Genomic DNA, 23,936 nt, shown 5'->3' on the forward strand with positions numbered 1-23,936 from the left:
GTGGGCGGGACGACGGACGACCGCGGCGACAGGGAGTACGGCCGTACGCACGGGGCGCGTGACCATACATGCCCAAAAGGTACGTACGGGACACCGCTCGGAGGTGCAATGACGTGCCGTCGACGTGGCGCCTCGGCGTTCGTTCAGGGCCGGTACTGTTCGGCGAATGAGCTCGCTTAATCTCGACGACTTCACCGATCTGATCGAGCGCCCCGACGGCGGGGTGCGCCGCGACGCCGAGGCGCGCAGGGAGCGTCAGATCGTGCCGCCCGGGGCACTGGGCAGGCTGGACGACCTGGGTGAGTGGCTGGCGGCAGCGCAGTCCGCCGTGCCGGTGCGGCCGATCGAGCGACCGCGCGTGGTGCTGTTCGCGGGCGACCACGGCATCGCCTCGCTGGAGGTGTCCGCGCGGCCGGCGGGCAGCGCGGACCGGCTGGTGCGGGCGGTGCTGGAGGGCGCGAGCCCGGCGTCGATCCTGGCGCGGCAGCTCGACGTGCCCGTGCGCGTGGTCGACATGGCCCTCGACTGCGACCCGGACGAACTGCCCGGGGACGTCGTACGGCACCGGGTGCGGCGCGGCAGCGGACGCATCGACGTCGAGGACGCGCTGACGGCCCAGGAGACGGAGGCTGCGTTCCTGGCGGGGGTCGCGGTCGCGGACGAGGAGGCGGACGCCGGGACCGACCTGGTGGTCCTCGGTGACGTGAGCGTCGGCGGGACCACGCCGGCGGCCGTGCTGATCGCCGCGCTGTGCGGCACGGACGCGTCCGTGGTGACCGGGCGCGGGGGTCTCGCCATCGACGACCTCGCATGGATGCGCAAGTGCGCGGCCGTACGGGACGCGCTGCGGCGGGCCCGGCCGGTGCTGGGCGACCAGTTGCAGCTGCTCGCCACGGTCGGCGGGGCCGATCTGGCCGCGATGACGGGCTTCCTCCTGCAGTGCGCGGTGCGCAAGACCCCGGTGATCCTGGACGGGGTCGTGTCGGCGGCGTGCGCGCTGGTCGCGCAGCGGATCGCCTTCCGCGCGCCGGACTGGTGGCTGGCCGGGCAGAACAGCGGGGAGCCCGCGCAGGCCAAGGCGCTGGACCGGATGGCGCTGGAGCCGCTCCTCGACCACGGTGTGACCGTCGGCGAGGGGGCCGGTGCCCTGCTGGCGCTGCCGCTGGTCCAGGCCGCGGCCGCACTGGCGGCGGAACTTCCGGAGACGCCCGCGAAGGCCGAGGGCGACGAGTAGCCGAGGGCGGGAAGGGCCCGGGCGACACACGTCCGGGCACGCGGAGTTGACGTCCAGTCAGGTAGCTTGAGGGCGGCCGTATGTGACGCGTGATCGATTCCACTCGATTCCGCCTCGCACCGCTCCCCCGCGCGCACCCGGACGCCCCATATCATCGCCCTTCATGGGAGATGCCCGTTTCACCATGGAACAGGAGCGCACGGTTCGGCCGGGAGGCCAGGCGCGGTCGTCCGGTCGGGCCTCCCGGCGGGCCGCCGCGAGCGCCGTCTGGTACCTGCGCGCCGTCACCTTCATCAACTTCCTCTCCGCCGCGTGGGTCTCGCTGGGGCAGGACGTACGGAGGCACAACCAGGAGAACCTCTTCACCCCGTACCTGCTGACGGCGGGCTTCGCCTCGGGCGTCTTCACGATGTTCCTCGCCGTCACCATGCGGCGGCGCAAGCGGGCCGCGTGGATCCTCAACCTGGCGCTCAGCGGGCCGTTCCTGCTGCTGTTCGCCTTCGCCATGAGCTTCCCGGAGATCCGGCAGTACGCGCAGAACTGGGTCTCCCTGGTGCTCACCGCGGGCTTCGCCGGTGCCCTCCTCGTCGGGCGGCGTGAGTTCTACGCCAAGGGCGACCGCTCCAACCCGCGGCTCGCCGCCGTGGTCGCGGTCGGCGGCCTGCTCGCCTCCTCGCTGCTCGCGGCGCTCCTGGTGACCGTCACCAACACCGCGCACGACCCGCATCGCTCGACCTTCCTGGACCGTTGGCGCTACGGCACCCTGCGGCTGGTCTCGGTCGCCGCCGACGAGTCGCACTACCCCGGCATCTCCACGCCGAACTGGGTCAACGTCGCCATCAACGTGTTCAGCACGCTGCTGGTGCTCGCCGTGCTGTACGCGGCCTTCCGCTCCCGGCGCGCGGTCGACCCGCTCACCGAGGACGACGAGAAGCGGCTGCGGACGCTGCTCGCCCGGCACGGCGAGCGGGACTCGCTCGGGTACTTCGCGCTGCGCCGGGAGAAGAGCGTGATCTGGTCGCCCACCGGCAAGGCCGCGGTCGCCTACCGGGTCGTCGGCGGGGTCTCGCTCGCCTCCGGCGACCCGATCGGCGACCCCGAGGCCTGGCCCGGCGCCATCGAGCCCTGGCTCGCCGAGGCCCGTGCGCACGGCTGGATCCCGGCCGTCATGGGCGCGAGCGAGGAGGCCGGCACCGTGTACGCGCGGCACGGGATGGACGCGCTCGAACTCGGTGACGAAGCCATCGTGGAGATCGGCGAGTTCACCCTCGAGGGGCGGGCCATGCGCACCGTCCGCCAGGCCCACAACCGGGTGCGGCGCGCCGGGTACACGGTGCGCATCCGGCGCCACGAGGACATCCCCGTGGGCGAGATGGCACAGCTGCTGGAGAAGGCCGACGACTGGCGGGACGGGGCCACCGAGCGCGGGTTCAGCATGGCGCTGGGGCGGCTCGGCGACCCGCGGGACGGCCGGTGCATGATGCTGGAGTGCCTGGACTCCGACGGCCGGCTGAGGGCGCTGCTGTCCTTCGTGCCGTGGGGACCGCACGGACTCTCGCTCGATCTGATGCGGCGTGACCGCGACTCGGACAACGGGCTGATGGAGTTCATGGTCATCGAACTCCTGCGCCGCGCCCGGGAGATCGAGATCACCCAGGTTTCGCTCAACTTCGCCATGTTCCGTTCCGTCTTCGAACGTGGTGCGCGCCTCGGTGCCGGACCGGTGCTCAGGCTGTGGCGTTCGCTGCTCAGCTTCTTCTCGCGCTGGTGGCAGATCGAGTCGCTGTACCGGGCCAACGCGAAGTACCGGCCCATCTGGGAGCCCCGGTTCCTGCTCTTCGAGAAGAGCGCGGACCTGCTGCGCATCGGCGTCGCCTCGGCGCGCGCCGAGGGGTTCCTGGAGGCTCCGGGACTGCCGAAGTGGCTGCACCGCAAGCACCTGGAATCGCACCGATGAGGAACGGTGGACGATGAGGAACGCTGGATGAACGCGCTCGCCCGCCTGGCCCGCGCCGAATGGGAACTGCTGTACGTCACCGTGCGTCAGGACCTCGCGCGACGGAACCGGCGGGCGGTCCCGATGACGCTGACGGCCGTGTGCCTGACCTCGGTCCTGCAGTTCGTGCAGAACCAGTCGTGGGGCTTCGGGTTCGTGCAGCACATCGGATCCGTACGGGCGGAGGAGCCGCTCTCCCTGGCCCTGCTGCGCACCCCGCTCTCCCTGTTCGTACCGGCGCTCGATCTGCCGGTGTGGGGAGCGCTGCTGCAGATCCTGTTCGTGTTCGGGATCGCCGAGATCTGTCTCGGCTGGTGGCGCACGCTCGGCATCGCGTACGCCGCCACCCTGGCCGGCACGCTCTACGCGCGCGTGGGCATCCAGCTGGGGGCGCACCATCCGCTGGGGCTGCCCGCAACGGACGCGCAGGTCGTCGACACCGGTCCGTCGGCGGCGGTGATCGGGCTGGCCCTGTACCTGTGCTGGCGCTATCAGGCCTATGTCACCGGTGGCGTGGTGGTCGCGGCGATGGTCGGCGAACTCCTGGTCAAGCAGAACCTCGCGGGCAAGGAGCACCTCGCCGCGATCGCCGCGGTGCTGGTGCTGTGCGGGATGTCCGCGCTCGGCCGCTACTGGCGCTGGGGCACCCGGGTGTCCTGCGAGTCGGGCCTGCCGCCGATCCAGTCCTGAAGTCTGCGGCTGGGGACCGCCCAGCGGCGGTCGTGGCGGTAGACGCGCAGGCCCGCCCTGGCCCGGGCGCGCGGCCGGCGGCGGTAGAACCGTCTGGCCCACGGGGAGCCGGGGCGGGCCAGCCGCACGGCGCCGATCACGGCGACCAGCGGGACGATCACCCCGAAGAGCGCGGTGCGCGCCTTGCCCTTGCTCAGGGCGAGCAGCGAGAAGAGGAAGTTCGCGGCGACGCTCACGGCGACGGCGGCGCGGTCGTGCAGTTCGTCCGTGGAGACGTCGTTGACGCCGAACGGCGCGAAGCCCGCGAGTACCAGGCCGACCAGGGCCGCCGTGACCACCACGACCTCGACGCTCTTGCGGCCGTCCTCCGTCCAGTAGACGTCGGCGAGGTGCAGGATCAGGGCGAACTCGTCCAGGACCAGACCCGCCCCGACGCCGAAGAGGACCGCGCACACGCCCGAGCCCGGACCGTGGCGGCTGGCGAGCGCGCCGAAGCCGCCCACCACGACGAGGACGACACCGGGGACGACATGGTGGATGTGCACACCCCCGGCGCTCACATTGCCGAACGGGCCTCTGCCCGCGCGGATGAGACGGGTGACGACCCGGGTGACCACGAACGTCAGCACGAACGAGGCCAGCGCGAGCAGCAGCGGCAGCTTGCCCGGCTCGACGATGTTGCGCTCCAGCCATTGGCCCATGGGCAAAAGTGTGCCCGTGACGGCCCCGTACTGCCTGCTCACGGCCGCCCCCTCGGAAGGACGGCCGCACCGCTCACGTACCCTTCGCCCGTGTCCAGGACCCCGCAGCTGCACGGCCTCCGCTTCGCCTTCGGCACCCTCACCGTCCTGCCGGTCAGGGTGACCCGCTGGGACCGGGAGGCCGCACGCGGCGGCATGGCGTGCGCGCCGCTGGCCGGAGTGGTGGTCGGGGTCCTCGCAGGGCTGCTCGGCGCGGCCCTGCTCCTGCTGGGCGCGGGCCCGCTGACCGCCGCCGTCGCCGCTGCCGCCGTACCGGCCGTGCTGACCCGGGGCCTGCATCTGGACGGGCTCGCCGACACCGCCGACGGACTCGGCAGCGGGAAGCCCGCCGAGGACGCGCTGCGGATCATGAAGCAGTCGGACATCGGCCCCTTCGGCGTGATCACTCTGGTCCTGGTGCTGCTGGCCCAGGTCGCGGCCCTCGCGCGGGCCTACGACGCCTCCTGGACCCGGGGCCTGCTCGCCGCCGTCGTCTCGGCGGCGGCCGCGCGGCTCGCCCTCACCCTGGCCTCGCGGGCGGGGGTGCCGGCCGCACGGCCCGAGGGACTGGGGGCCGCGGTCGCGGGGGTGGTCCCGGTGGGCGCCGCCCTCGCCGTGGGGCTGGCCGTGACCGCGGCGGCGGCGGGCGGGGGCGCGCTGTTCGGCCCCTACGGCGCCGTCCGCACGGCGGCCTCGGTGGTGCTCGCGGTGGCCGCCGCGGAACTGCTGCTGCGCCACTGCGTCCGGCGGTTCGGCGGGGTGACGGGTGATGTCTTCGGCTGCCTCGCCGAAACGGCCGCGACGACCGCGCTCGTCGTGCTGACCCTGGGCTGACCGCCCCCGGACCACCGGGACAGGGGGCGGCAGAAGGCCGAGGCACCACGAAGAGGTGAACACCCACAGGACTCGGTGGGTCGGCCACCGAGCGTAGGCTCGTGCCGGGTGTTTCCCTGCCCAGGTGAAGACCGAACGATCGGAGCAATCTAGGGTCGGGTCCCGGGGCGGTCGACCCCATCCTGTTCGGCCACCGAAACTCAATCGGAAGCGAGATTTCACCACCGTGACTGCTCTCACTCTCAGCACCGCTGCGGCGGCCGGCCTGCGCGCCGACGCGATCGTGGTCGGTGTCGCGAAGGGCGCCGAGGGCCCGGTCGTCGCGCCGGGCGCCGAGGCCGTGGACCAGGCGTACGACGGCAGGCTCGCCGTCGTTCTGGAGACCCTGGGCGCTTCGGGTGCCGAGGGCGAGGTGACGAAGCTGCCCGCACCCTCCGGCTTCAAGGCTCCCGTCGTCGTGGCCGTGGGGCTCGGTGCCGCCCCGGAGAAGGACGAGACCTACGCCGCCGAGTCGCTGCGCCGGGCCGCCGGCGCCGCCGCCCGCGCGCTCGCCGGTTCCAAGAAGGCCGTCTTCGCGCTGCCGGTCGCGGACGCCGCGGACGCCGGTGTCGTCGCGGAGGGCGCGCTGCTCGGCGCGTACTCCTTCGACGCGTACAAGGAGAACGGCAGGAACTCCAAGAACGCCAAGAACGGCAAGGCTCCCCTCGCCGAGATCGTCCTGCTCGGCGGCAAGCCCCGCGACAAGGCCTACAAGGCGGCCGTCGAGCGCGCCGTCGCGGTCACCGAGGAGCTCAACCGCGCCCGCGACCTGATCAACATGCCGCCCAACGACCTGAACCCGGCGGCCTTCGCGTCCATCGCGCAGACCGCGGGCAAGGAGCACGGCCTCAAGGTCCAGGTGCTCGACGAGAAGGCGCTGACCAAGGGCGGCTACGGCGGCATCCTCGGCGTCGGCGCGGGCTCGGCCTCCGGTCCCCGCCTGGTGAAGGTGTCGTACACGCACCCCGAGGCGAGCAAGCACCTGGCGCTGGTCGGCAAGGGCATCACCTACGACTCGGGCGGCATCTCGCTCAAGCCGGCCGGCCACAACGAGACCATGAAGTGCGACATGAGCGGCGCGGCGGCGGTCTTCGCCGCGGTCGTGGCCGCCGCCCGGCTGGGCCTCGAGGTCAACGTGACCGCCTGGCTCGCCCTGGCCGAGAACATGCCGTCCGGTTCGGCCACCCGTCCGGGCGACGTGCTGCGCATGTACAGCGGCAAGACCGTGGAGGTCCTCAACACGGACGCCGAGGGCCGTCTGGTGCTCGCCGACGCGCTGTGGGCGGCCTCGGAGGAGAACCCGGACGCGATCGTGGACGTCGCGACCCTGACCGGCGCGATGATGCTGGCGCTCGGCAGCCGCACCTTCGGGATCATGGCCAACGACGACGCGTTCCGCGGCGCGATCCACGAGGCCGCCGAGGAGGTCGGCGAGGAGGCCTGGCCGATGCCGCTGCCCGAGCACCTGCGCAAGGGCATGGACTCGCCGACGGCCGACATCGCCAACATGGGCGAGCGGATGGGCGGCGGCCTGGTCGCCGGTCTGTTCCTGAAGGAGTTCGTGGGCGAGGGCATCACCTGGGCCCACCTCGACATCGCCGGCCCGGCCTTCAACGAGCAGGCCCCCTTCGGCTACACCCCGAAGGGCGGCACCGGTTCGGCGGTCCGCACCCTGGTGCGGCTCGCGGAGCTGACCGCCGCGGGCGACCTCGGCTGACGTCTGCGCGTAGACGACGCACCACACGAGGGCGGCCCCGGATGCCACGGCATCCGGGGCCGCCCTCGTCGGCGCACACCGGGAACGCCCCGGACCGCGCTCCGGCCGCAGGGTCGTTACGCCCTCGACGAAATCCGTACGGGCCGGGCGGCCACGACCTCCCGACGTGATGGATCAGACGTCCCAGACAGCGGCCCGGCGTCTCCTCGGCTGCCGACAAGTGCAAAGATGGGGTCTCGGCAGGACAGGGCCCCCACCGAAGGGCCGAAGCATCAAGCGGCCGGACACCAGCCGCCTGCCGGTCATCGGAGACCGGCGCACGGCGCACATGCATGGAGGACGTGACGTGGCGAACGACGCCAGCACCGTTTTCGACCTAGTGATCCTCGGCGGTGGTAGCGGTGGTTACGCCGCGGCCCTGCGCGGGGCGCAGCTGGGTCTGGACGTCGCCCTGATCGAGAAGGACAAGGTCGGCGGCACCTGCCTGCACAAGGGTTGCATCCCCACCAAGGCTCTGCTCCACGCGGGCGAGATCGCCGACCAGGCCCGCGAGAGCGAGCAGTTCGGTGTCAAGACCAGCTTCGAGGGCATCGACGTCCCGGCAGTCCACAAGTACAAGGACGAGGTCATCTCGGGCCTGTACAAGGGTCTGCAGGGCCTGATCGCCTCCCGCAAGGTGACCTACATCGAGGGTGAGGGCCGGCTGTCCTCCCCCACCTCCGTCGACGTCAACGGTCAGCGGATCCAGGGCCGCCACATCCTCCTGGCGACCGGTTCCGTGCCGAAGTCGCTGCCCGGCCTGCAGATCGACGGCAACCGCGTCATCTCCTCGGACCACGCCCTCGTCCTGGACCGTGTGCCGAAGTCCGCGATCATCCTCGGCGGCGGCGTCATCGGCGTCGAGTTCGCCTCCGCCTGGAAGTCCTTCGGTGCCGACGTCACCGTCATCGAGGGTCTGAAGCACCTCGTCCCGGTCGAGGACGAGAACTCCTCCAAGCTTCTCGAGCGCGCCTTCCGCAAGCGCGGCATCAAGTTCAACCTGGGCACCTTCTTCCAGAAGGCCGAGTACACCCAGGACGGTGTCAAGGTCACCCTCGCCGACGGCAAGGAGTTCGAGGCCGAGCTCCTCCTCGTCGCGGTCGGCCGCGGCCCGGTCTCCCAGAACCTGGGCTACGAGGAGGCCGGCGTCGCCATGGACCGCGGCTACGTCCTCGTCGACGAGTACATGCGCACCAACGTGCCGACCATCTCCGCCGTCGGCGACCTGGTCCCCACGCTCCAGCTCGCGCACGTCGGCTTCGCCGAGGGCATCCTGGTGGCGGAGCGCCTGGCCGGCCTGAAGACCGTCCCGATCGACTACGACGGCGTGCCGCGGGTGACGTACTGCCACCCCGAGGTCGCCTCCGTCGGCATCACCGAGGCCAAGGCCAAGGAGATCTACGGCGCGGACAAGGTCGTCTCCATCAAGTTCCCCCTCGGTGGCAACGGCAAGAGCCGGATCCTGAAGACCGCGGGCGAGATCAAGCTCGTCCAGGTCAAGGACGGTGCCGTGGTCGGCGTCCACATGGTCGGCGACCGCATGGGCGAGCAGGTGGGCGAGGCCCAGCTGATCTACAACTGGGAGGCCCTGCCGTCCGAGGTGGCCCAGCTGATCCACGCCCACCCGACGCAGAACGAGGCGCTCGGCGAGGCCCACCTGGCCCTGGCCGGCAAGCCTCTCCACATGCACGACTGACCCTCGGTCGACGAACGCGACGACACAGACTTCCGCACTTCGTAAGGAGCAACCGAAACCATGCCGGTTTCCGTAACCCTTCCGGCGCTCGGTGAGAGCGTCACCGAGGGCACCGTCACCCGCTGGCTGAAGGCCGAGGGCGAACGCGTCGAGGCCGACGAGCCGCTGCTCGAGGTCTCCACCGACAAGGTCGACACCGAGATCCCCGCCCCCGCCTCCGGCGTGCTGACCTCGATCAAGGTCGCCGAGGACGAGACCGTCGAGGTCGGCGCCGAGCTGGCCGTCATCGACGACGGCACGGGCGCCCCCGCCGCGGCCCCGGCCGCCGCCGAGGCCCCGGCCGCCGAGCCCGCCCCGGCGCCGGTCGCCGAGGCCCCGGCCGCTCCCGCCCCGGCCCCTGCCGCCGCCCCCGCCGCTCCGGCCGGTGCCGCCCAGGGCACGGACGTGGTCCTGCCCGCGCTCGGTGAGTCGGTCACCGAGGGCACCGTCACCCGCTGGCTGAAGGCGGTCGGCGACTCCGTCGACGCCGACGAGCCGCTGCTCGAGGTCTCCACGGACAAGGTCGACACCGAGATCCCGGCGCCCGCCTCCGGCGTGCTCCTGGAGATCGTGGTCGGCGAGGACGAGACCGCCGAGGTCGGCGCCAAGCTCGCCGTCATCGGCCAGCCGGGTGCCGCCCCCGCCGCCGCTCCGGCCCCGGCCGCCCCGGCTCCGGCTCCCGCCGCTGCCGCCCCGGCTCCCGCCGCCCCCGCGGCTCCGGTCGCGCCTCCGGCCCCGGCCCCCGCTCCGGCTCCGGCTCCGGCGGCTCCCGTCGCTGCCGCTCCGGCTCCGGCCGCCCCGGCGCCCGCCCCGGTCACCCCGGTCCCGGCCGCCGCCCAGGCGACCGACGAGGGCGCGTACGTGACCCCGCTGGTGCGCAAGCTCGCCGCCGAGAACGGCGTCGACCTGTCCACCGTCAAGGGCACCGGCGTCGGCGGCCGCATCCGCAAGCAGGACGTCATCGCCGCCGCCGAGGCCGCGAAGGCCGCGGTTCCGGCTCCGGCCGCCGCTCCCGCCGCCGCCCCGGCCGCGAAGAAGGCTCCGGTCCTGGAGGTCTCCCCGCTGCGCGGCCAGACCGTGAAGATGCCGCGGATCCGCAAGGTCATCGGCGACAACATGGTCAAGGCCCTGCACGAGCAGGCCCAGCTGTCCTCGGTGGTCGAGGTCGACGTGACCCGCCTGATGCGTCTGCGCGCCCAGGCCAAGGACACGTTCGCGGCCCGCGAGGGCGTCAAGCTCTCCCCGATGCCGTTCTTCGTGAAGGCGGCGGCCCAGGCGCTGAAGGCCCACCCCGTCATCAACGCCAAGATCAACGAGGCCGAGGGCACCATCACCTACTTCGACACCGAGAACGTCGGTATCGCGGTGGACTCCGAGAAGGGCCTGATGACCCCGGTCATCAAGCACGCCGGCGACCTCAACATCGCGGGCATCGCCAAGGCCACGGCCGAGCTGGCGGGCAAGGTCCGGGCCAGCAAGATCACCCCGGACGAGCTGTCCGGCGCGACCTTCACCATCAGCAACACCGGTTCGCGCGGCGCCCTGTTCGACACGATCATCGTGCCGCCGGGCCAGGTCGCGATCCTCGGCATCGGTGCCACGGTCAAGCGCCCGGCGGTCATCGAGACCGAGGAGGGCACGGTCATCGGCGTCCGCGACATGACCTACCTGACCCTCTCCTACGACCACCGTCTGGTGGACGGCGCCGACGCCGCCCGCTACCTGACCGCGGTCAAGGCGATCCTGGAGGCCGGCGAGTTCGAGGTCGAGCTCGGCCTCTGATCCTCTCCGGGCCACCGACAGCCGGCCTGATCCACGGCGCCCCCGTCCGGACGTTCCGGGCGGGGGCGTCGTGTTTGCCCTTTACAGCGACGTGTAAGCCTCGTCTCACCTGCGGGAAAGCCCCCGCATGCGCCCTTCCCTCCTGGGCTCTCGGCCGTATTGTCTAAGCGTCGAACGCCCCGACTGAGGAGCCCCCATGACCGCGCCCGTCGTCCACTCGCTGCGCGAGCAGATCCGCGAGCACATCGTGGAGGGGATCGTCAGCGGGCGCTGGAAGCCGGGCGAGCGGATCGTGGAGCGGCGGATCGCCACCGAGCTGGAGGTCAGCCAGACCCCGGTCCGGGAGGCGCTGCGGGAGCTGGAGTCGCTGCGGCTCATCGAGTCGGCGCCCAACAAGGGCGTACGGGTGCGGAATCTGACGGCCGCCGACCTGGAGGAGAGCTACCCCGTCCGAGCCGGCCTGGAGGCCATCGCGGCGGAGCTGGCGGCCGGCCGACTGGCGGAGGACTGTTCGGCCCTGGAACCGCACGTCACGGCCCTCTACGAGGCGGACCGCAGGGCGGACGGCACGGCGCAGGTGCGGCACACGGTGGCCTTCCACCGGGAACTGGTGCGGGCGGCCGGGAACTCGGTGCTGCTGCACACCTGGGAGGGCCTGGGCATCGAGGTGTTCACGGCCCTGTCGATCCGCTGGCTGGGCACGGTGCAGCAGTCGTACGCGGAGGAGCACGAGGAGCTGGTGGCCGCGTTCCAGCGGCGCGACCCCCGGATCGCGGAGATCGTGAAGGCACACGTCCTGGGATGCGCCCCACGCGCCTAGGAAGCGGTTCCCGCGGACCCGGAAGACCGGACCCCGCGGACCCGGGAAGCCGGACCTCACGGCCCCGGGAAGCCGGACCTCACGGCCCCGGGAAGCCGGGCCCCCCGGACCCGGAGGCCAGGCCCGTTCGCTCCCGCGAAAGCGGGCCCGCGTCACCCGAGCATTCCCCCGCTCAGACGCACGCGGACCTGCGAAAACCGCAGGAAAACGCGACACTCGGTGTCTCGTTCGAAGGCACCGCGTGCCGACTTTCTCGAAATCGAGAGGTTTTGGCCGTCGATCCTTTGATCGATCATCGATCAGGGAGTTACAGTCGCCGATGGACTTCCACCGAAGTCCATCGCCCTGTCCTGCCAAAGACACAAGGGCACCCCCTGACCCTTACCGATGAGGGAACCCCCTTCGACTGAGGAAGGCGGCGACATGACCGACCCCAAGGCCATCCAGCCGAGCGAGCTCGACCAGCTCCCGGACCGCGACCCCGAGGAGACCGCCGAATGGCAGGCCTCCCTGGACGCCGTCACCAAGGCGGCCGGGCCGCACCGTGCCGCGTACCTGATGCGCCGCACACTGGAACGAGCCGAGGGCACCGGCGTCGCGCTGCCGAAGCTCCTCGAGACGGACTACGTCAACACCATCCCGACCGCCGCCGAGCCGGCCGTTCCCGGTGACGAGGCCATGGAGGCCCGGATCACCGCGTGGAACCGCTGGAACGCGGCCGCGATGGTGACCCGTGGCAGCAAGCACGGCGTCGGCGGTCACATCGCCACCTTCGCCTCCGCGGCCTGGCTCTACGAGACGGGCTTCAACCACTTCTTCCACGGCAAGGAGGGCGATGGTTCGGGCGACCAGCTGTACATCCAGGGCCACGCCTCCCCCGGCATCTACGCCCGCGCCTTCCTCGACGGCCGGCTGAGCGAGCACCACCTCGACAACTTCCGCCAGGAGGCCGGCGGCAACGGCCTGCCCTCCTACCCGCACCCGCGCCGGCTGCCCTGGCTGTGGGAGTTCCCCACCGTCTCCATGGGTCTCGGCCCGCTGTCGGCGATCTACCAGGCGCGCTTCAACCGCTACCTCACCAACCGCGGCATCAAGGACGTCTCGGCGTCCCACGTCTGGGCCTTCCTCGGCGACGGCGAGATGGACGAGCCGGAGTCGACGGCCGCACTCGCGCTGGCCGCCCGTGAGCAGCTGGACAACCTGACCTTCGTCATCAACTGCAACCTGCAGCGCCTCGACGGCCCGGTCCGCGCCAACTTCAAGATCGTGCAGGAGCTGGAGGCCCAGTTCCGCGGTGCCGGCTGGAACGTCGTCAAGACGCTGTGGGGCAGCGCCTGGGACGAGCTGTTCGCCCTTGACACCACGGGCGCGCTGGTACGCCGGCTGCGCGAGGTACCGGACGCGCAGGTCCAGACCTACCAGACCCGCGACGCCGCCTACATCCGCCAGGACTTCTTCGGCAAGGACCCGGCGCTCGTCGAGATGGCGAAGCTGCTGAGCGACGACAAGATCCTCGACTGCTTCCACTTCTCCCGCGGCGGTCACGAGTCGCGCAAGGTGTACGCCGCGTACAAGGCTGCCCTGGCCCACAAGGGCGCCCCGACGGTGATCCTGGCGCAGACGGTCAAGGGCCACACCCTCGGCACGGGCTTCGCCTCGAAGAACGCCAACCACCAGATGAAGAAGCTGACGGTGGACGAGTTCAAGGCGATGCGCGACCGCCTGGAGCTGCCGATCTCCGACGCTCAGTTCGCCGACGGCGTGGTGCCCTACGGCCACCCGGGCGCCGACTCCCCCGAGGTCCGCTACCTCCAGGAGCGCCGCGCGGCCCTCGGCGGTCCGGCCCCGGCCCGCCGTGTCCACCCGCTCGCGCCGCTGCCCGCGCCCGCCGACAAGGCCTTCGCCGCCTTCGACAAGGGCTCCGGCTCGCAGAACATGGCGACCACCATGGCCTTCGTCCGCCTGGTCAAGGACCTGGTCCGCGACAAGGAGACGGGCAAGCGCTGGGTGCCGATCGTCCCGGACGAGGCGCGCACCTTCGGTATGGAGTCGCTCTTCCCGTCCCTCGGCATCTACTCGCCGAAGGGCCAGACGTACGAGCCGGTCGACCGTGACCAGCTGATGTACTACAAGGAGGCCAAGAACGGCCAGATCCTCAACGAGGGGATCACCGAGGCCGGTTCGATGGCCGACTTCATCGCCGCATCGTCGTCGTACGCGACGCACGGCGAGGCGATGATCCCGTTCTACATCTTCTACTCGATGTTCGGCTGGCAGCGCACCGCCGACCAGATGTGGCAGCTCGGCGACCAGCTGGGCCGCGGCTTCCTCGTCGGCGCCACGGCCGGCCGTACGACGCTGACGGGCGAGGGCCTGCAGCACGCCGACGGCCACTCCCCGGTGATCGCGGCCACCAACCCGGCCGCGCTGACCTACGACCCGGCCTTCGCGTACGAGATCGCCGTGATCGTCAAGGACGGTCTGCGCCGTATGTACGGCGAGACGGCGCCGGGTGAGGACCCGAACGTCTTCTACTACCTCACGGTCTACAACGAGCCGCTGCCGCAGCCGGCGAAGCCGTCCGGCCTCGGTATCGACGAGGCCATCGTCAAGGGCCTGTACCGATACAACACGGCGGAGTCGGCGGGCCTGTCCCCCGCGGCCAACGCCCCGCGCATCCAGCTGCTGGGCTCCGGCACCGCGATCCACTGGGCGCTCGACGCGCAGAAGCTCCTCGCCGAGGAGTGGGGCGTCGCGGCGGACGTGTGGTCGGCGACGTCCTGGGGCGAGCTGCGCCGGGACGCCCTGGAGGCGGACGCCGCGCTGCTGCGCGGCGAGGAGCGGGTGCCGTACATCCGGCAGGCGCTCCAGGGCGCCGAGGGCCCGGTCCTCGCGGTGTCCGACTACATGCGCCAGGTCCCCGACCAGATCGCGCAGTGGGTGGAGCAGGACTACTCCTCGCTGGGCGCCGACGGCTTCGGCCTCTCGGACACCCGTGAGGCGGCCCGCCGCCACTTCGGTGTCGACGCCCCGTCGATCGTGGTCGCGGCCCTCGCCCAGCTCGCCCGGCGCGGCGAGGTCAAGGCGACGGCCGTCAAGGAGGCCCGGGACAAGTACGGCCTGTAAGGGCTCGTGATGCGGTGAGACGAAGGGGTACGGCGGCTGCCGTACCCCTTCGTCGTACCCCTCGCTGTCGGTGGGCGACGGCATGATGGCCGTATGCGTGCCGCTCGTCTGATCACCATGGTGCTGCTGCTCCAGTCCCGGACCTCGATGACGGCGGCCGAGCTGGCCCGGGAGCTGGAGGTGTCCGAGCGGACCGTCACCCGGGACGCGCAGGCCCTCGCCGAGGCGGGGGTCCCGGTGTACGCGGACCGCGGGCGGGCCGGGGGCTACCGGCTCCTGGGCGGCTACCGCACCCGGCTGACCGGGCTCGCGCGCGGCGAGGCCGAGGCGCTGTTCCTCAGCGGGGTGCCGGGCGCGCTGCGCGAGATGGGTCTGGCGGACGCGGCCTTCGCGGCCCGGCTGAAGGTGTCCGCGGCCCTGCTGCCCTCCCTGCGCGACGCCTCCCGTACGGCGGCGCAGCGGTTCCATCTGGACGCCCCCGCCTGGTTCACGGACCCGGAGACCCCGCCGCTGCTGCCCGAGGTCGCGGAGGCGGTCTGGGACGACCGGCGGATCACCGCGCGGTACCGGCGCGGCGGGCAGGAGGTGGAGCGGGAGCTGGAACCCTACGGGCTCGTGCTCAAGGCGGGTGTGTGGTACCTGTGCGCGCGGGCGACGCGGGCCGGGGTCTTCCGGGTGTACCGCGTCGACCGCTGCACGGCCGTGGACCTCCACGAGGAGCGGTTCGAACGGGACGAGGAGTTCGATCTGCCGGCCTTCTGGGCGGAGCAGGCCGAGCGGTTCGCACGGTCCCTCCTGCTGGCCGAGGTGGTGGTGCGGCTGTCCGGGGAGGGCGTGCGCAGACTGCCGTACGCCGTGGATCCCGTGTCGGCCCGTGCGGCGCTTGCGGCCGCGGACGCCCCGGACGGGCAGGGGTGGGTGGCGGTGACCCTGCCGGTGGAGTCCGAGGAGGTCGCGCACGCACAACTCACGGCGCTGGGCCCGGAGGTCGAGGTGCTCTCGCCCCCGGGGCTGCGCGCCCTGTTCGCCCGGGACGCACAGCGGATCGCCCGGCTCTACGCCCCCTGAGATACCGGCGCACTCCGCGTGCGCCGCACCCGCCGAGGGCCGATGCTGGTTCCCGTGATGGACGAGACGGAGTTCTGGGAGCTGGTGGACGCGAGCCGGGAGGCTGCCGGGGGCGACCCCGAGGAGCAGGCCGACCAGCTCGTCGAACGGCTGCTCCAGCTGGACCCGGAGACCGTGCTGGACTTCGCCCGTCACTTCGAGGGCCGCTACAACCGCGCCTACCGCTGGGACCTGTGGGGCGCCGCCTGGGTGCTGCTGGACGGGGCGAGCGACGACGCGTTCGACTTCTTCCGCTGCTGGCTGATCGGCCAGGGCCGGGAGGTCTACGAGGGAGCCCTGCACGACCCCGACGCGCTGGCCGGTCTGCTCGGGGACTTCGACGAGGAGGTCGACGGGGACGGCGAGGAGCTCGGCTACGCGGCGGACGAGGCGTACGAGCAGCTCACCGGGACCGTGGCGCCCGATCTGGGCATCCCGCCGACGGCCTCCGAGCCGGAGGGGACACCGTTCGACCTGGAGAACGAGTCCGCGCTCGCCGAGCGCTACCCGAGACTGTGGGACCGCTTCAAGGACTGAACCGGCTCCCGGCCGGTCTCGGCCGCGTGGTGCAGCGGCGCCCGGTTGGCCTGGTCCAGGTCCTGTCGTCAAACTCCCGTCGTCCGCCCGCAGGGCAGGCGGGAGTTTGACGACAGGGCCTAGGGCGGAGGCCGTGGCCGCGGCCGGACCCAGGACGACCGTCGCCACCGCGCAGACCGCCGTCCAGGGGTTGGGCACGGCCCCGGCCCAGGTGCGTGTCCTCTTCGTCTCCGTACGGCTGACGCTGCTCATGATCCCCACCTCCGGCCGGCTTCCGCGCACGACCGTAGGGCGCAAAGATCGGAGCACTCTCCGCCTGGCCTGTGAGGGGCCTATAGGCCTCCCGGTGGCACGGGGCACACCCTTGGGCCGTGCGGCGCCCTCAAGGTGGGTCCCCGGGCCGCCTGGCCCGGGCGGTCACCGTCTGCCCTGCAGATGCGCCGCCCGTTCCCGGATCGCCGGGAGGAGGGCGCTGAGGGCCGCGCCCGGGCAACTGGTCGCATAGCCGTCCCGGTGGGCCGCGAGGGCGGGCAGCATCACCGCGGCGCCCTCCTTGTAGAGGCTCTTGCCGCTGCTGGAGACGAGCCGGACCTTGGTGCGCGGGTCGATGTCCGCGAGGCCCAGCTTCCAGGCGGCCAGGGCGGCGATCGCGTCGGTCATGGCCCGGGGCACGGGCACGCCCGCCGTGAAGGTTCCGATCGCGGCGATGCCGGCCGTGCGGTGGTTGAAGCCCAGGGTGTGCGCGCCGGTGACGGGACGTTCCACGCCGCCCGCGCGGCCCTCGTAGATAATGCCGCAGCGGTCGACGAGGAAGTTGTAGCCGATGTCGTCCCACCGCCGGTTGCCGATCTGGCCCGCGTCCAGCGCCCTGATGATGCGGGGCACGTCGGCGCAGGCGTAGCGGTTGGGCGAGTCGGTGTGGTGCACGAACACCGCGATGACCTTGTCGTCGTAGCGCGGCGACGGCTGGCCCGGCAGGCCCCCGCCCGTCCAGGCCGACCGCGGCACGATCCGCGGCCTGGGCGCCTGGTGCAGTGCGGCGGACCGGGCCTCGACCGGATACGAGCGCTGAAGCGCCACCGTCTGCTCGACCCGGGACGCGCACGTCATCAGGGTCAGGGAGGCGGCGAACCCGGGCACACAGGCGAGCAGCAGCAGGGTGGTCCCCGGAACCCGTACACGCCCTGGTCGCACCAGACCGGCTCTTGGCAAGACACGCATGGCCCCACTCTCGGCCGCTCCCACCGCCCGCGCGATGTGCGCTGTGCCACCTGGCGGAACCATTGTCCCGGTCCGGGACGTTTTAACAGGTCGACGCGCGTGGCTGCTTTTCGGGCGCCCCCCGCGCGCGGCTGATCACTGGGCCCGTGTGGCGCGTACTTACGCGTACTGAAGGGGTCCTAGAGAAAGGCGGCTTCGTGGACCTGCTCGACATCCTGCTGATGCTGGTCATCCTGGCCTATGCGGCGTCCGGCTACCGGCGCGGGCTGGTGGCCGGCTGCGTCTCCCTGGCCGGCTTCGTGGGCGGAGCCGTCATCGGTGTGTGGATCCTGCCGTGGGTCATGGACCTGGTGACGCGGGGGACGACGGCGGCGACGGTCACCGCGGTGTTCACGGTGCTGGTCCCGGCCGTGATGGTCCACGAGCTGGCGGGGCGTCTCGCGCTGAAGCTGCGGCGCGAGCTGGACCACGGGCCCCTGCGGGTGGCCGACGGGATCGGCGGCGCGGCGGCCAACACGCTGGCCGTGCTGATCGTGGCGTGGGTGGCCGCGAGCGTGCTGGGCGCCTCCTCCTCCCCGCTGGTCACGGACTCGATCCGGGACTCCCGGCTGCTGGGCTCCGTACAGAGCGTGATGCCGGACACCACCCCGGCCTGGTTCTCGCGCGCCACGACCGCCCTCGCCCAGGCGGGCTTCCCCCAGGTCTTCAACCCGTTCGAGAACGAACCGACGGCCGGGGTGCCCAAGCCGTCGGGGGACGACGTCACCCCGAGCGCGACGAACGCCGCCAAGTTCAGCACGGTGAAGATCGAGGGTGCCGCCGGCACCCAGGGCCGTGAGGGCAGCGGCTTCGTGTACGCGACCGGGCATGTCATGACCAACGCCCATGTGGTGGCGGGCATCGGTCACCCGACGGTCCGCGTCGGCGGTGTCGGCCCGTCGTACAGGGCCCGGGTGGTGCTCTTCGATCCGGACCGGGACGTGGCCGTGCTGTACGTGTCGGATCTGCGCGCGCCCGTGCTGCGCTTCGACGGCGAGGCCAAGCGCGGTGACTCGGCCGTGGTCGCGGGCTATCCGGAGGACGGCGATCTGACGCTGCGGGCCGCCACTGTCGCGAGCCGCATCCGGGCCACGGGCCAGAACATCTACAGCTCGAACACCGTCACCCGGGACATCTACTCCATCCGCTCCACCGTGCTGCCCGGCAACTCCGGCGGCCCGCTGCTCACCAAGGACGGCCGGGTCTACGGCGTCGTCTTCGCCCGCTCCACCTCGAACGCGGAGACGGGCTACGTGCTGACGGCGGACGAGGTCGCGGGCGACGCCGGACGCGCGGCGCATGCCACCGCACCGGTGGACACGGGCGATCTCGTCACGCCGTAGGAGCCCGGGATCTCAGGGCCCCGGCCGGCGGGCACGTCCGCCGGGGCGCGCGGTCACAGGAACATGCCCATGAACACGTCGTCGACGTACTTCCCGTCGAGCAGGAACTCCTCGGGCAGGATCCCCTCCACCGTGAACCCCTCCGACTTGTACAGCCGCCGGGCCGGGGTGTTGTGTCCGAGGACCCGCAGGGTGAGACGCCGGGCTCCGCGCCGCCGCGCCTCCTCCTGAGCGGCTCGCAGCAGCGCCCGGCCGGCCCCGGTGCCACGGGCCTCGTCGGCGACGGCGAGCCCCCGGATCTGCAGGACGTGCGTGTTGCACGCCAGCGGGGTCGAAAAGCCGAGCCGGAGATAGCCGACGACGGCGCCGCCGAGTTCGGCCACGAGGTGGCCGCTCGGCGGGACCCGCTCGGTGAAGAAGGGGTCGTACGGCGGCTCGGGGCGCGGCTGTACGGAGTGCAGCGGGGACCAGATGGCACGGTCGAGACGGCCGAGTACGTCCTCGTCGTCGGACGTGGCGAGGCGTATGCGGAGATCGGACATGCGGTCACTGTACGGCCGGGCCACGACAATCCGTCCTGTGCTTTTCCGGGTGCCGGACGGGTCGGGAGTGACGCACGGGGCAGGATGGGCGCATGCAACGTTCCCGAATCGCCGTGGCCGGTGCGTCCGGTCTGATCGGCAGTGCCCTGGTGCGATCGCTGACCGCGGACGGACACGAGGTGGTGCGTCTGGTACGGCGCTCGGCCCGGGGCGAGGAGGAGGTGTGCTGGGACCCCGAGGAGCAGTACGTCGACGCGGCGGGACTCATCGGGTGCGACGCCGTGGTGAACCTGGCCGGGGCCGGCATCGGCGACCATCGCTGGACGGACGCGTACAAGAAGACGCTCCGCGACAGCCGGGTGCTGGGCACGGCGGCGCTCGCGGAGGCGGTCGCCTCACTGCCCGAGCCGCCGCGGGTGTTCGTGAGCGGCAGCGCCATCGGCTACTACGGCGAGACCGGGGACCGCGCGGTCGACGAGACGGCACCGCCCGGGGACGGCTTTCTGCCCTCGCTGTGCGTGGAGTGGGAGGAGGCCGCGGCCCCGGCTCAGGAGGCGGGCGTGCGGACGGTGTTCGCGCGGACGGGGCTGGTGGTGGCCCGCGAGGGCGGGGCCTGGGGGCGGTTGTTCCCACTGTTCCAGGCGGGGCTCGGCGGGCGCATGGGGGACGGACGGCAGTACTGGTCGTACATCGCGTTGCACGACGAGGTGGCGGCGCTCCGCCATCTCATCGACCGTGAGGACCTGTCCGGGCCGTTCAACCTGACCGCCCCCGAACCATTGACGAACCGTCAGATCACCGACGCCATGGGGCGCGTGCTCCACCGGCCGACCCTCTTCCAGGTGCCCGCCCCCGCGCTGCGGCTGGCGCTCGGTGAGATGTCCGGGGATGTGCTCGGCAGTGCGCGGGTGGTGCCCGAGCGGCTGCTGGAGTCGGGGTTCTCCTTCGCGTTCCCGGGGATCGAGGAGGCGCTGCGGGCCGCGCTGCAGCAGTAGCGGACGGTGCGGCCGCGGCGGTTCGGCGGGGTGCGGGAGGCGGGGAGAGACAGGAGAACGTCGATTTCGACCGCATGCGACCGCCGTGCGACCGTGCTCTGTTGATGCGCGACTACACCTGACCGTTCACGGACCTACGCTCGATCCGAACTCGGGTATTTCACCAGCCAGTCGGGGGCATGACGTCTCCACCGGCCGCACAACCTCGAGGAGGGGCACGTGCTACAGCCCGTGTATCAGGCGGACGTCGTCATAGTCGGCGCCGGGGTCGCCGGCCTCGCGGCGGCCCATCGGCTGACCAGCGCAGGAGTCACCACCGCGGTCCTGGAGGCCGCCCCTTACGTCGGCGGGCGCATGTCGACCGAGAAGGTCGACGGCTTCCGGCTCGACCGGATCGGACAGCTGCTGTCCACCGCGTACCCCGAACTGCGTCTGACGCCGGGGCTCGAGTCCCTCGTCCTTCGCTCCTTCGCACCAGGTGTCCTGGTGCACAGCGAGGGGCGCCACCATCGTGCGGGTGCCCCCATGGGGGGCGGGGGCGCAGGGGGCGCACGCAAGGCGCTGAGCGCCGTGCGCGCCCTCGCGGCCGTTCCCCGTACGGCGTCCGCGCCCCGGCCGGTGAGCGCAACCGGCCTGGGCCGCACGGCCCGTTCGCTGGCGAGCGGATCACGGACCTCCGCCATCGTCGCGCCCCTCCGGCTCCGCGCCGAGCTGGCCCGGATCGCCACGTCCCCCATGGAACGGCTGCTGGCCCGGCCCGAGTCCGCCGCCCGGCACGCGCTCGCGGCGCGCGGGATCCCCGCCCGTGCCGTCGACGGTTTCCTCCGCCCCCTGCTCGCCGCCCTGTTGTGCGATCCGGAGCTGACCACGTCGAGCCGCTGCGCCGATCTGGCGCTGCGCTCCTTCGTGACCGGCCGGCTGTGCATGCCGGAGGGCGGCGCGGACGTCCTGCCGGAGCTGCTGGCCCGGGCACTGCCGCCGGGCACCGTGCACACCGGGGTGCGCGCCACCTCCGTCTCCACGACCAGGGTGACCACCGCGGAACACGGTGAACTGCGGTGCCAGGCCGTGCTGCTGGCCACCGACGCGTCCGCCGCCGCCGAGCTGCTGCCGGGGCTGCGCGTGCCGGACTTCCATCCCGTCACCGTCGTCCACCACACCATGGAGGAGCCGCCGTCGACCGGTACCTCGCTGCTGCTGGACGCGGACCGCGACGGTCCGGTGGCCCACACGTCGGTGGTCAGCCTCGTGGACCCGTCCCGGGCGCCCGTGGGCCGCGCCCTGGTCTCCTCCACGGTCCTCGACACACCCCCCGACGACGTGGACGGTGCCGTACGGGCCCATCTGGCACGGCTGTACGGCACCTCGACCACACGCTGGGAGACGCTGGCCGTGCACCACACCGCGCGGGCCGTGCCGGCGATGCGGCCGCCGCACGATCTGCGCCGGCCGGTACGGCTGCTGGCCGGGCTGTACGTGTGCGGCGACCACCGGGACACGAGTACGGTCCAGGGCGCGCTGCACTCGGGCCGCCGGGCCGCGTCCGCCCTCCTCGCGGACCTGGGCACGGGTCCGACCCGGCTGGCGGACCCATTGCCCACGGCGGCCTGAGGCCGGGAGCTCCGAACGAAACGGGCGCCCGGCTCGCGGACTCCCATTTCGTTCGCAGCTCCAGCCGGTGCCCCTTTCCGGTCGCAGCCCTAGCTCAGCGCGGCCACCTTGTCGCGGTACCCGCGCACCGGTGCCGCGTCCCGGTACGGCTCCAGCCGGCGCTCGAAGTCCCGTACGTACTCCACCGCCCGCACCGACCGCATCTCCGACGCCTGTCCGGCGGCCTCGGCCGCCAGCTGGCAGGCGAGGTCCAGCTCGCCGAGGCCGAGTCGCGCCGAGGCGAGCACGACCCGGCAGAACAGCCGGCTGCGGGCGTAGCCGGGGGCCCGCAGCTGGAGCGAGCGCTCGGCGTGCTGCACCGCGGCCCGGTACTGCTGCAGATCCCGGTGGCAGTGCCCGAACTCGTCGGCGAGCTGTGCCTCGTCGAAGAACCGGGCCCAGTACGGGACTTCGTCGCCCGGCCGGGCGGATTCCAGCGCCCGCTCGGCCCGCACCAGCGAGGCGGTGCACGCGCGTACCTCGCCGAGCACGCCGTGGCCGCGCGCCTCCACGGAGTGCAGCAGCGCCTGGATGACGGGGGGCGCGGACGTGCCCACGCCCTGCTGGGCCACGCGCGCGAGTTGCACCGCCTCGCGGCCGTGGCCGAGGTAGACGGCCTGCCGGCTCATGGTGATCAGCACGTAGGCCCCGTAGATCCGGTCCCCGGCCGCCTGGGCGAGCCGCAGCGCCTGGACGAAGTAGCGCTGGGCCAGACCGTGCGCGCCGATGTCGTACGACGTCCAGCCCGCGAGCCGGGTCAGATCGGCGGCTGCGGCGAACAGCCGGCGGCCGGTCTGCTCGCCGTAGCTGCCGCGGAGCATCGGCTCGGCCTCGTGCTCCAGATAGCGCACGAGGGCCTGGCGGGCGTGACCCCCGCCGTAGGCGTGGTCGAGCGCCCGGAACAGCTCGCCGACCGAGCGGAGGGCGGCGATGTCCCCGCCGGTGACCTTCTGGCCGGGGCCCCGCTCGGACTGGCTGCGCTGCCGGGACGCGGACCCTCCCGGTTCGGGCGCGGTCGAGAACTTGGGGGACGCGGGGCGGCCCTGGGCGGGCACCCGGGCGAGGGTCTCGCCGCGGCCGACCCGGTCGTCGGCCCGGCCGATCAGCCAGTCCCGGCTCGGCACCACGAGACCGGCCGGGGTGAACGCGATCTTGCGCAGCTCGGCATGGCTGCCGGAGTCCTTGCGCCACAGACCGCTGACGATGTCCACAGCCTCCTCCGGGGTGGCGGCGAACTCCAGGCCCGCGTACACCGGTGCGCAGGCGTCGAGGCCGAGGTCCTGCGCGGTGAGCCGGCGGCCGAGCCGCCGGGTGAACACCTCAGCGATGAGCGCGGGAGTCGTGCCGCGCGGCTGCTGCCCGCGCAACCAGCGGGTCACGGATGTCTTGTCGTATCTGAGATCGAGCCCGTGTTCGAGACCCAGCTGGTCGACGCGACGGGCGAGACCGGCGTTGGAGAACCCCGCTTCTGCGATGAGCGCGGCGAGCTGTCGGTTGGGGGTGCGCTGCGCGGGTCGTTCCGTCATCTGCGGTGCGGTCTCCTGCCTCCCGGGCACCGACGCAGGAGCTCCCGGGATGGCATGCCTGCATCCCGGGTCGCCGCGGTACCCGTATCGCCTTGGTGAGCAGCCCTTATGGCCTCGTGAACGGCGTGAATGTAGCTGAGAGTGAGCGGCCGATCGCAGCGTTCGGCATGCATTCATCCGATCGTGTGAGGATTGCCCCGTCCGGCTGACGGGTCACCGGGCCC

General features: G+C 72.4%; 18 protein-coding genes. 14 read left to right on the forward strand and 4 right to left on the reverse strand.

The window, feature by feature from the left end; genetic code table 11:
- Positions 1-166 precede the first annotated feature (166 nt).
- From cobT to ACFYX0_RS03600, 3 genes are all read left to right on the forward strand, one after another.
- Entirely contained in the window at positions 167-1,234 is a 1,068-nt protein-coding gene (gene cobT / locus ACFYX0_RS03590; RefSeq protein WP_388965866.1) for a nicotinate-nucleotide--dimethylbenzimidazole phosphoribosyltransferase, read from the forward strand.
- 163 nt (positions 1,235-1,397) lie between these two features.
- Entirely contained in the window at positions 1,398-3,191 is a 1,794-nt protein-coding gene (locus ACFYX0_RS03595) for a phosphatidylglycerol lysyltransferase domain-containing protein (protein ID WP_388965869.1), read from the forward strand.
- Between the two features lie 27 nt (positions 3,192-3,218).
- Positions 3,219-3,920, forward strand: a complete 702-nt coding sequence (locus ACFYX0_RS03600) for a hypothetical protein (RefSeq protein ID WP_355919543.1) — start codon at positions 3,219-3,221, stop codon at positions 3,918-3,920.
- Here ACFYX0_RS03600 and ACFYX0_RS03605 read toward each other — a convergent pair.
- The gene (locus ACFYX0_RS03605; RefSeq protein ID WP_388965872.1) at positions 3,860-4,621 is read right to left on the reverse strand and encodes a hypothetical protein; all 762 of its coding nucleotides are present in this window, start codon (positions 4,619-4,621) and stop codon (positions 3,860-3,862) included. The two genes, ACFYX0_RS03600 and ACFYX0_RS03605, sit on opposite strands and share 61 nt — an antisense overlap.
- Positions 4,622-4,711: 90 nt before the next feature.
- On the opposite strand from ACFYX0_RS03605, the gene ACFYX0_RS03610 reads away from it, so the two are divergent.
- From ACFYX0_RS03610 to ACFYX0_RS03645, 8 genes are all read left to right on the forward strand, one after another.
- A complete protein-coding gene (locus ACFYX0_RS03610) occupies positions 4,712-5,494 on the forward strand; it encodes an adenosylcobinamide-GDP ribazoletransferase (protein ID WP_388965875.1) in 783 nt (260 codons plus the stop codon).
- Between the two features lie 226 nt (positions 5,495-5,720).
- Positions 5,721-7,250: a leucyl aminopeptidase gene (locus ACFYX0_RS03615; RefSeq protein ID WP_355919532.1), complete on the forward strand. Its 1,530-nt coding sequence runs from the start codon at positions 5,721-5,723 to the stop codon at positions 7,248-7,250.
- Positions 7,251-7,596: 346 nt separating this feature from the next.
- Entirely contained in the window at positions 7,597-8,985 is a 1,389-nt protein-coding gene (lpdA, locus tag ACFYX0_RS03620) for a dihydrolipoyl dehydrogenase (RefSeq protein ID WP_355919534.1), read from the forward strand.
- 60 nt (positions 8,986-9,045) lie between these two features.
- Positions 9,046-10,806 (forward strand): 2-oxoglutarate dehydrogenase, E2 component, dihydrolipoamide succinyltransferase, encoded by a 1,761-nt coding sequence (gene sucB, locus ACFYX0_RS03625; protein ID WP_388965879.1) that lies wholly within the window; start codon positions 9,046-9,048, stop codon positions 10,804-10,806.
- Positions 10,807-11,002: 196 nt separating this feature from the next.
- Positions 11,003-11,626 (forward strand): GntR family transcriptional regulator, encoded by a 624-nt coding sequence (locus tag ACFYX0_RS03630; protein ID WP_311690679.1) that lies wholly within the window; start codon positions 11,003-11,005, stop codon positions 11,624-11,626.
- Positions 11,627-12,049: 423 nt separating this feature from the next.
- Positions 12,050-14,752, forward strand: coding sequence for a pyruvate dehydrogenase (acetyl-transferring), homodimeric type (gene aceE, locus ACFYX0_RS03635; RefSeq protein WP_388965881.1), 2,703 nt, complete (start codon positions 12,050-12,052; stop codon positions 14,750-14,752).
- A gap of 93 nt (positions 14,753-14,845) precedes the next feature.
- Positions 14,846-15,820, forward strand: coding sequence for a helix-turn-helix transcriptional regulator (locus ACFYX0_RS03640; protein WP_388965884.1), 975 nt, complete (start codon positions 14,846-14,848; stop codon positions 15,818-15,820).
- A gap of 57 nt (positions 15,821-15,877) precedes the next feature.
- The gene (locus tag ACFYX0_RS03645) at positions 15,878-16,396 is read left to right on the forward strand and encodes a DUF4240 domain-containing protein (protein WP_311691037.1); all 519 of its coding nucleotides are present in this window, start codon (positions 15,878-15,880) and stop codon (positions 16,394-16,396) included.
- Between the two features lie 417 nt (positions 16,397-16,813).
- Here ACFYX0_RS03645 and ACFYX0_RS03650 read toward each other — a convergent pair whose 3' ends face one another.
- Positions 16,814-17,506 (reverse strand): peptidoglycan recognition protein, encoded by a 693-nt coding sequence (locus ACFYX0_RS03650; protein ID WP_388965934.1) that lies wholly within the window; start codon positions 17,504-17,506, stop codon positions 16,814-16,816.
- Between the two features lie 308 nt (positions 17,507-17,814).
- On the opposite strand from ACFYX0_RS03650, the gene ACFYX0_RS03655 reads away from it, so the two are divergent.
- On the forward strand, positions 17,815-18,999 hold the full coding sequence (locus tag ACFYX0_RS03655) for a MarP family serine protease (RefSeq protein ID WP_388965887.1): 1,185 nt from the start codon (positions 17,815-17,817) through the stop codon (positions 18,997-18,999).
- A gap of 53 nt (positions 19,000-19,052) precedes the next feature.
- On the opposite strand, the gene ACFYX0_RS03660 is transcribed toward ACFYX0_RS03655, so the two are convergent.
- Positions 19,053-19,541: a GNAT family N-acetyltransferase gene (locus ACFYX0_RS03660; RefSeq protein WP_388965890.1), complete on the reverse strand. Its 489-nt coding sequence runs from the start codon at positions 19,539-19,541 to the stop codon at positions 19,053-19,055.
- Positions 19,542-19,633: 92 nt separating this feature from the next.
- Here ACFYX0_RS03660 and ACFYX0_RS03665 point away from each other — a divergent pair, with 92 nt between their 5' ends.
- Complete coding sequence (locus ACFYX0_RS03665; RefSeq protein ID WP_388965893.1) at positions 19,634-20,536, forward strand: TIGR01777 family oxidoreductase; 903 nt, start codon at positions 19,634-19,636, stop codon at positions 20,534-20,536.
- Between the two features lie 219 nt (positions 20,537-20,755).
- Positions 20,756-22,147: an NAD(P)/FAD-dependent oxidoreductase gene (locus ACFYX0_RS03670; protein ID WP_388965896.1), complete on the forward strand. Its 1,392-nt coding sequence runs from the start codon at positions 20,756-20,758 to the stop codon at positions 22,145-22,147.
- An 89-nt stretch (positions 22,148-22,236) separates the two neighbouring features.
- Here the strand turns inward: ACFYX0_RS03670 and ACFYX0_RS03675 are convergent, their stop codons facing one another.
- Positions 22,237-23,712: a regulator gene (locus ACFYX0_RS03675; protein ID WP_355924201.1), complete on the reverse strand. Its 1,476-nt coding sequence runs from the start codon at positions 23,710-23,712 to the stop codon at positions 22,237-22,239.
- Positions 23,713-23,936: the final 224 nt, after the last annotated feature.

The organism is Streptomyces sp. NPDC002573 (assembly GCF_042889625.1).
Classification (GTDB): domain Bacteria; phylum Actinomycetota; class Actinomycetes; order Streptomycetales; family Streptomycetaceae; genus Streptomyces; species Streptomyces gibsoniae.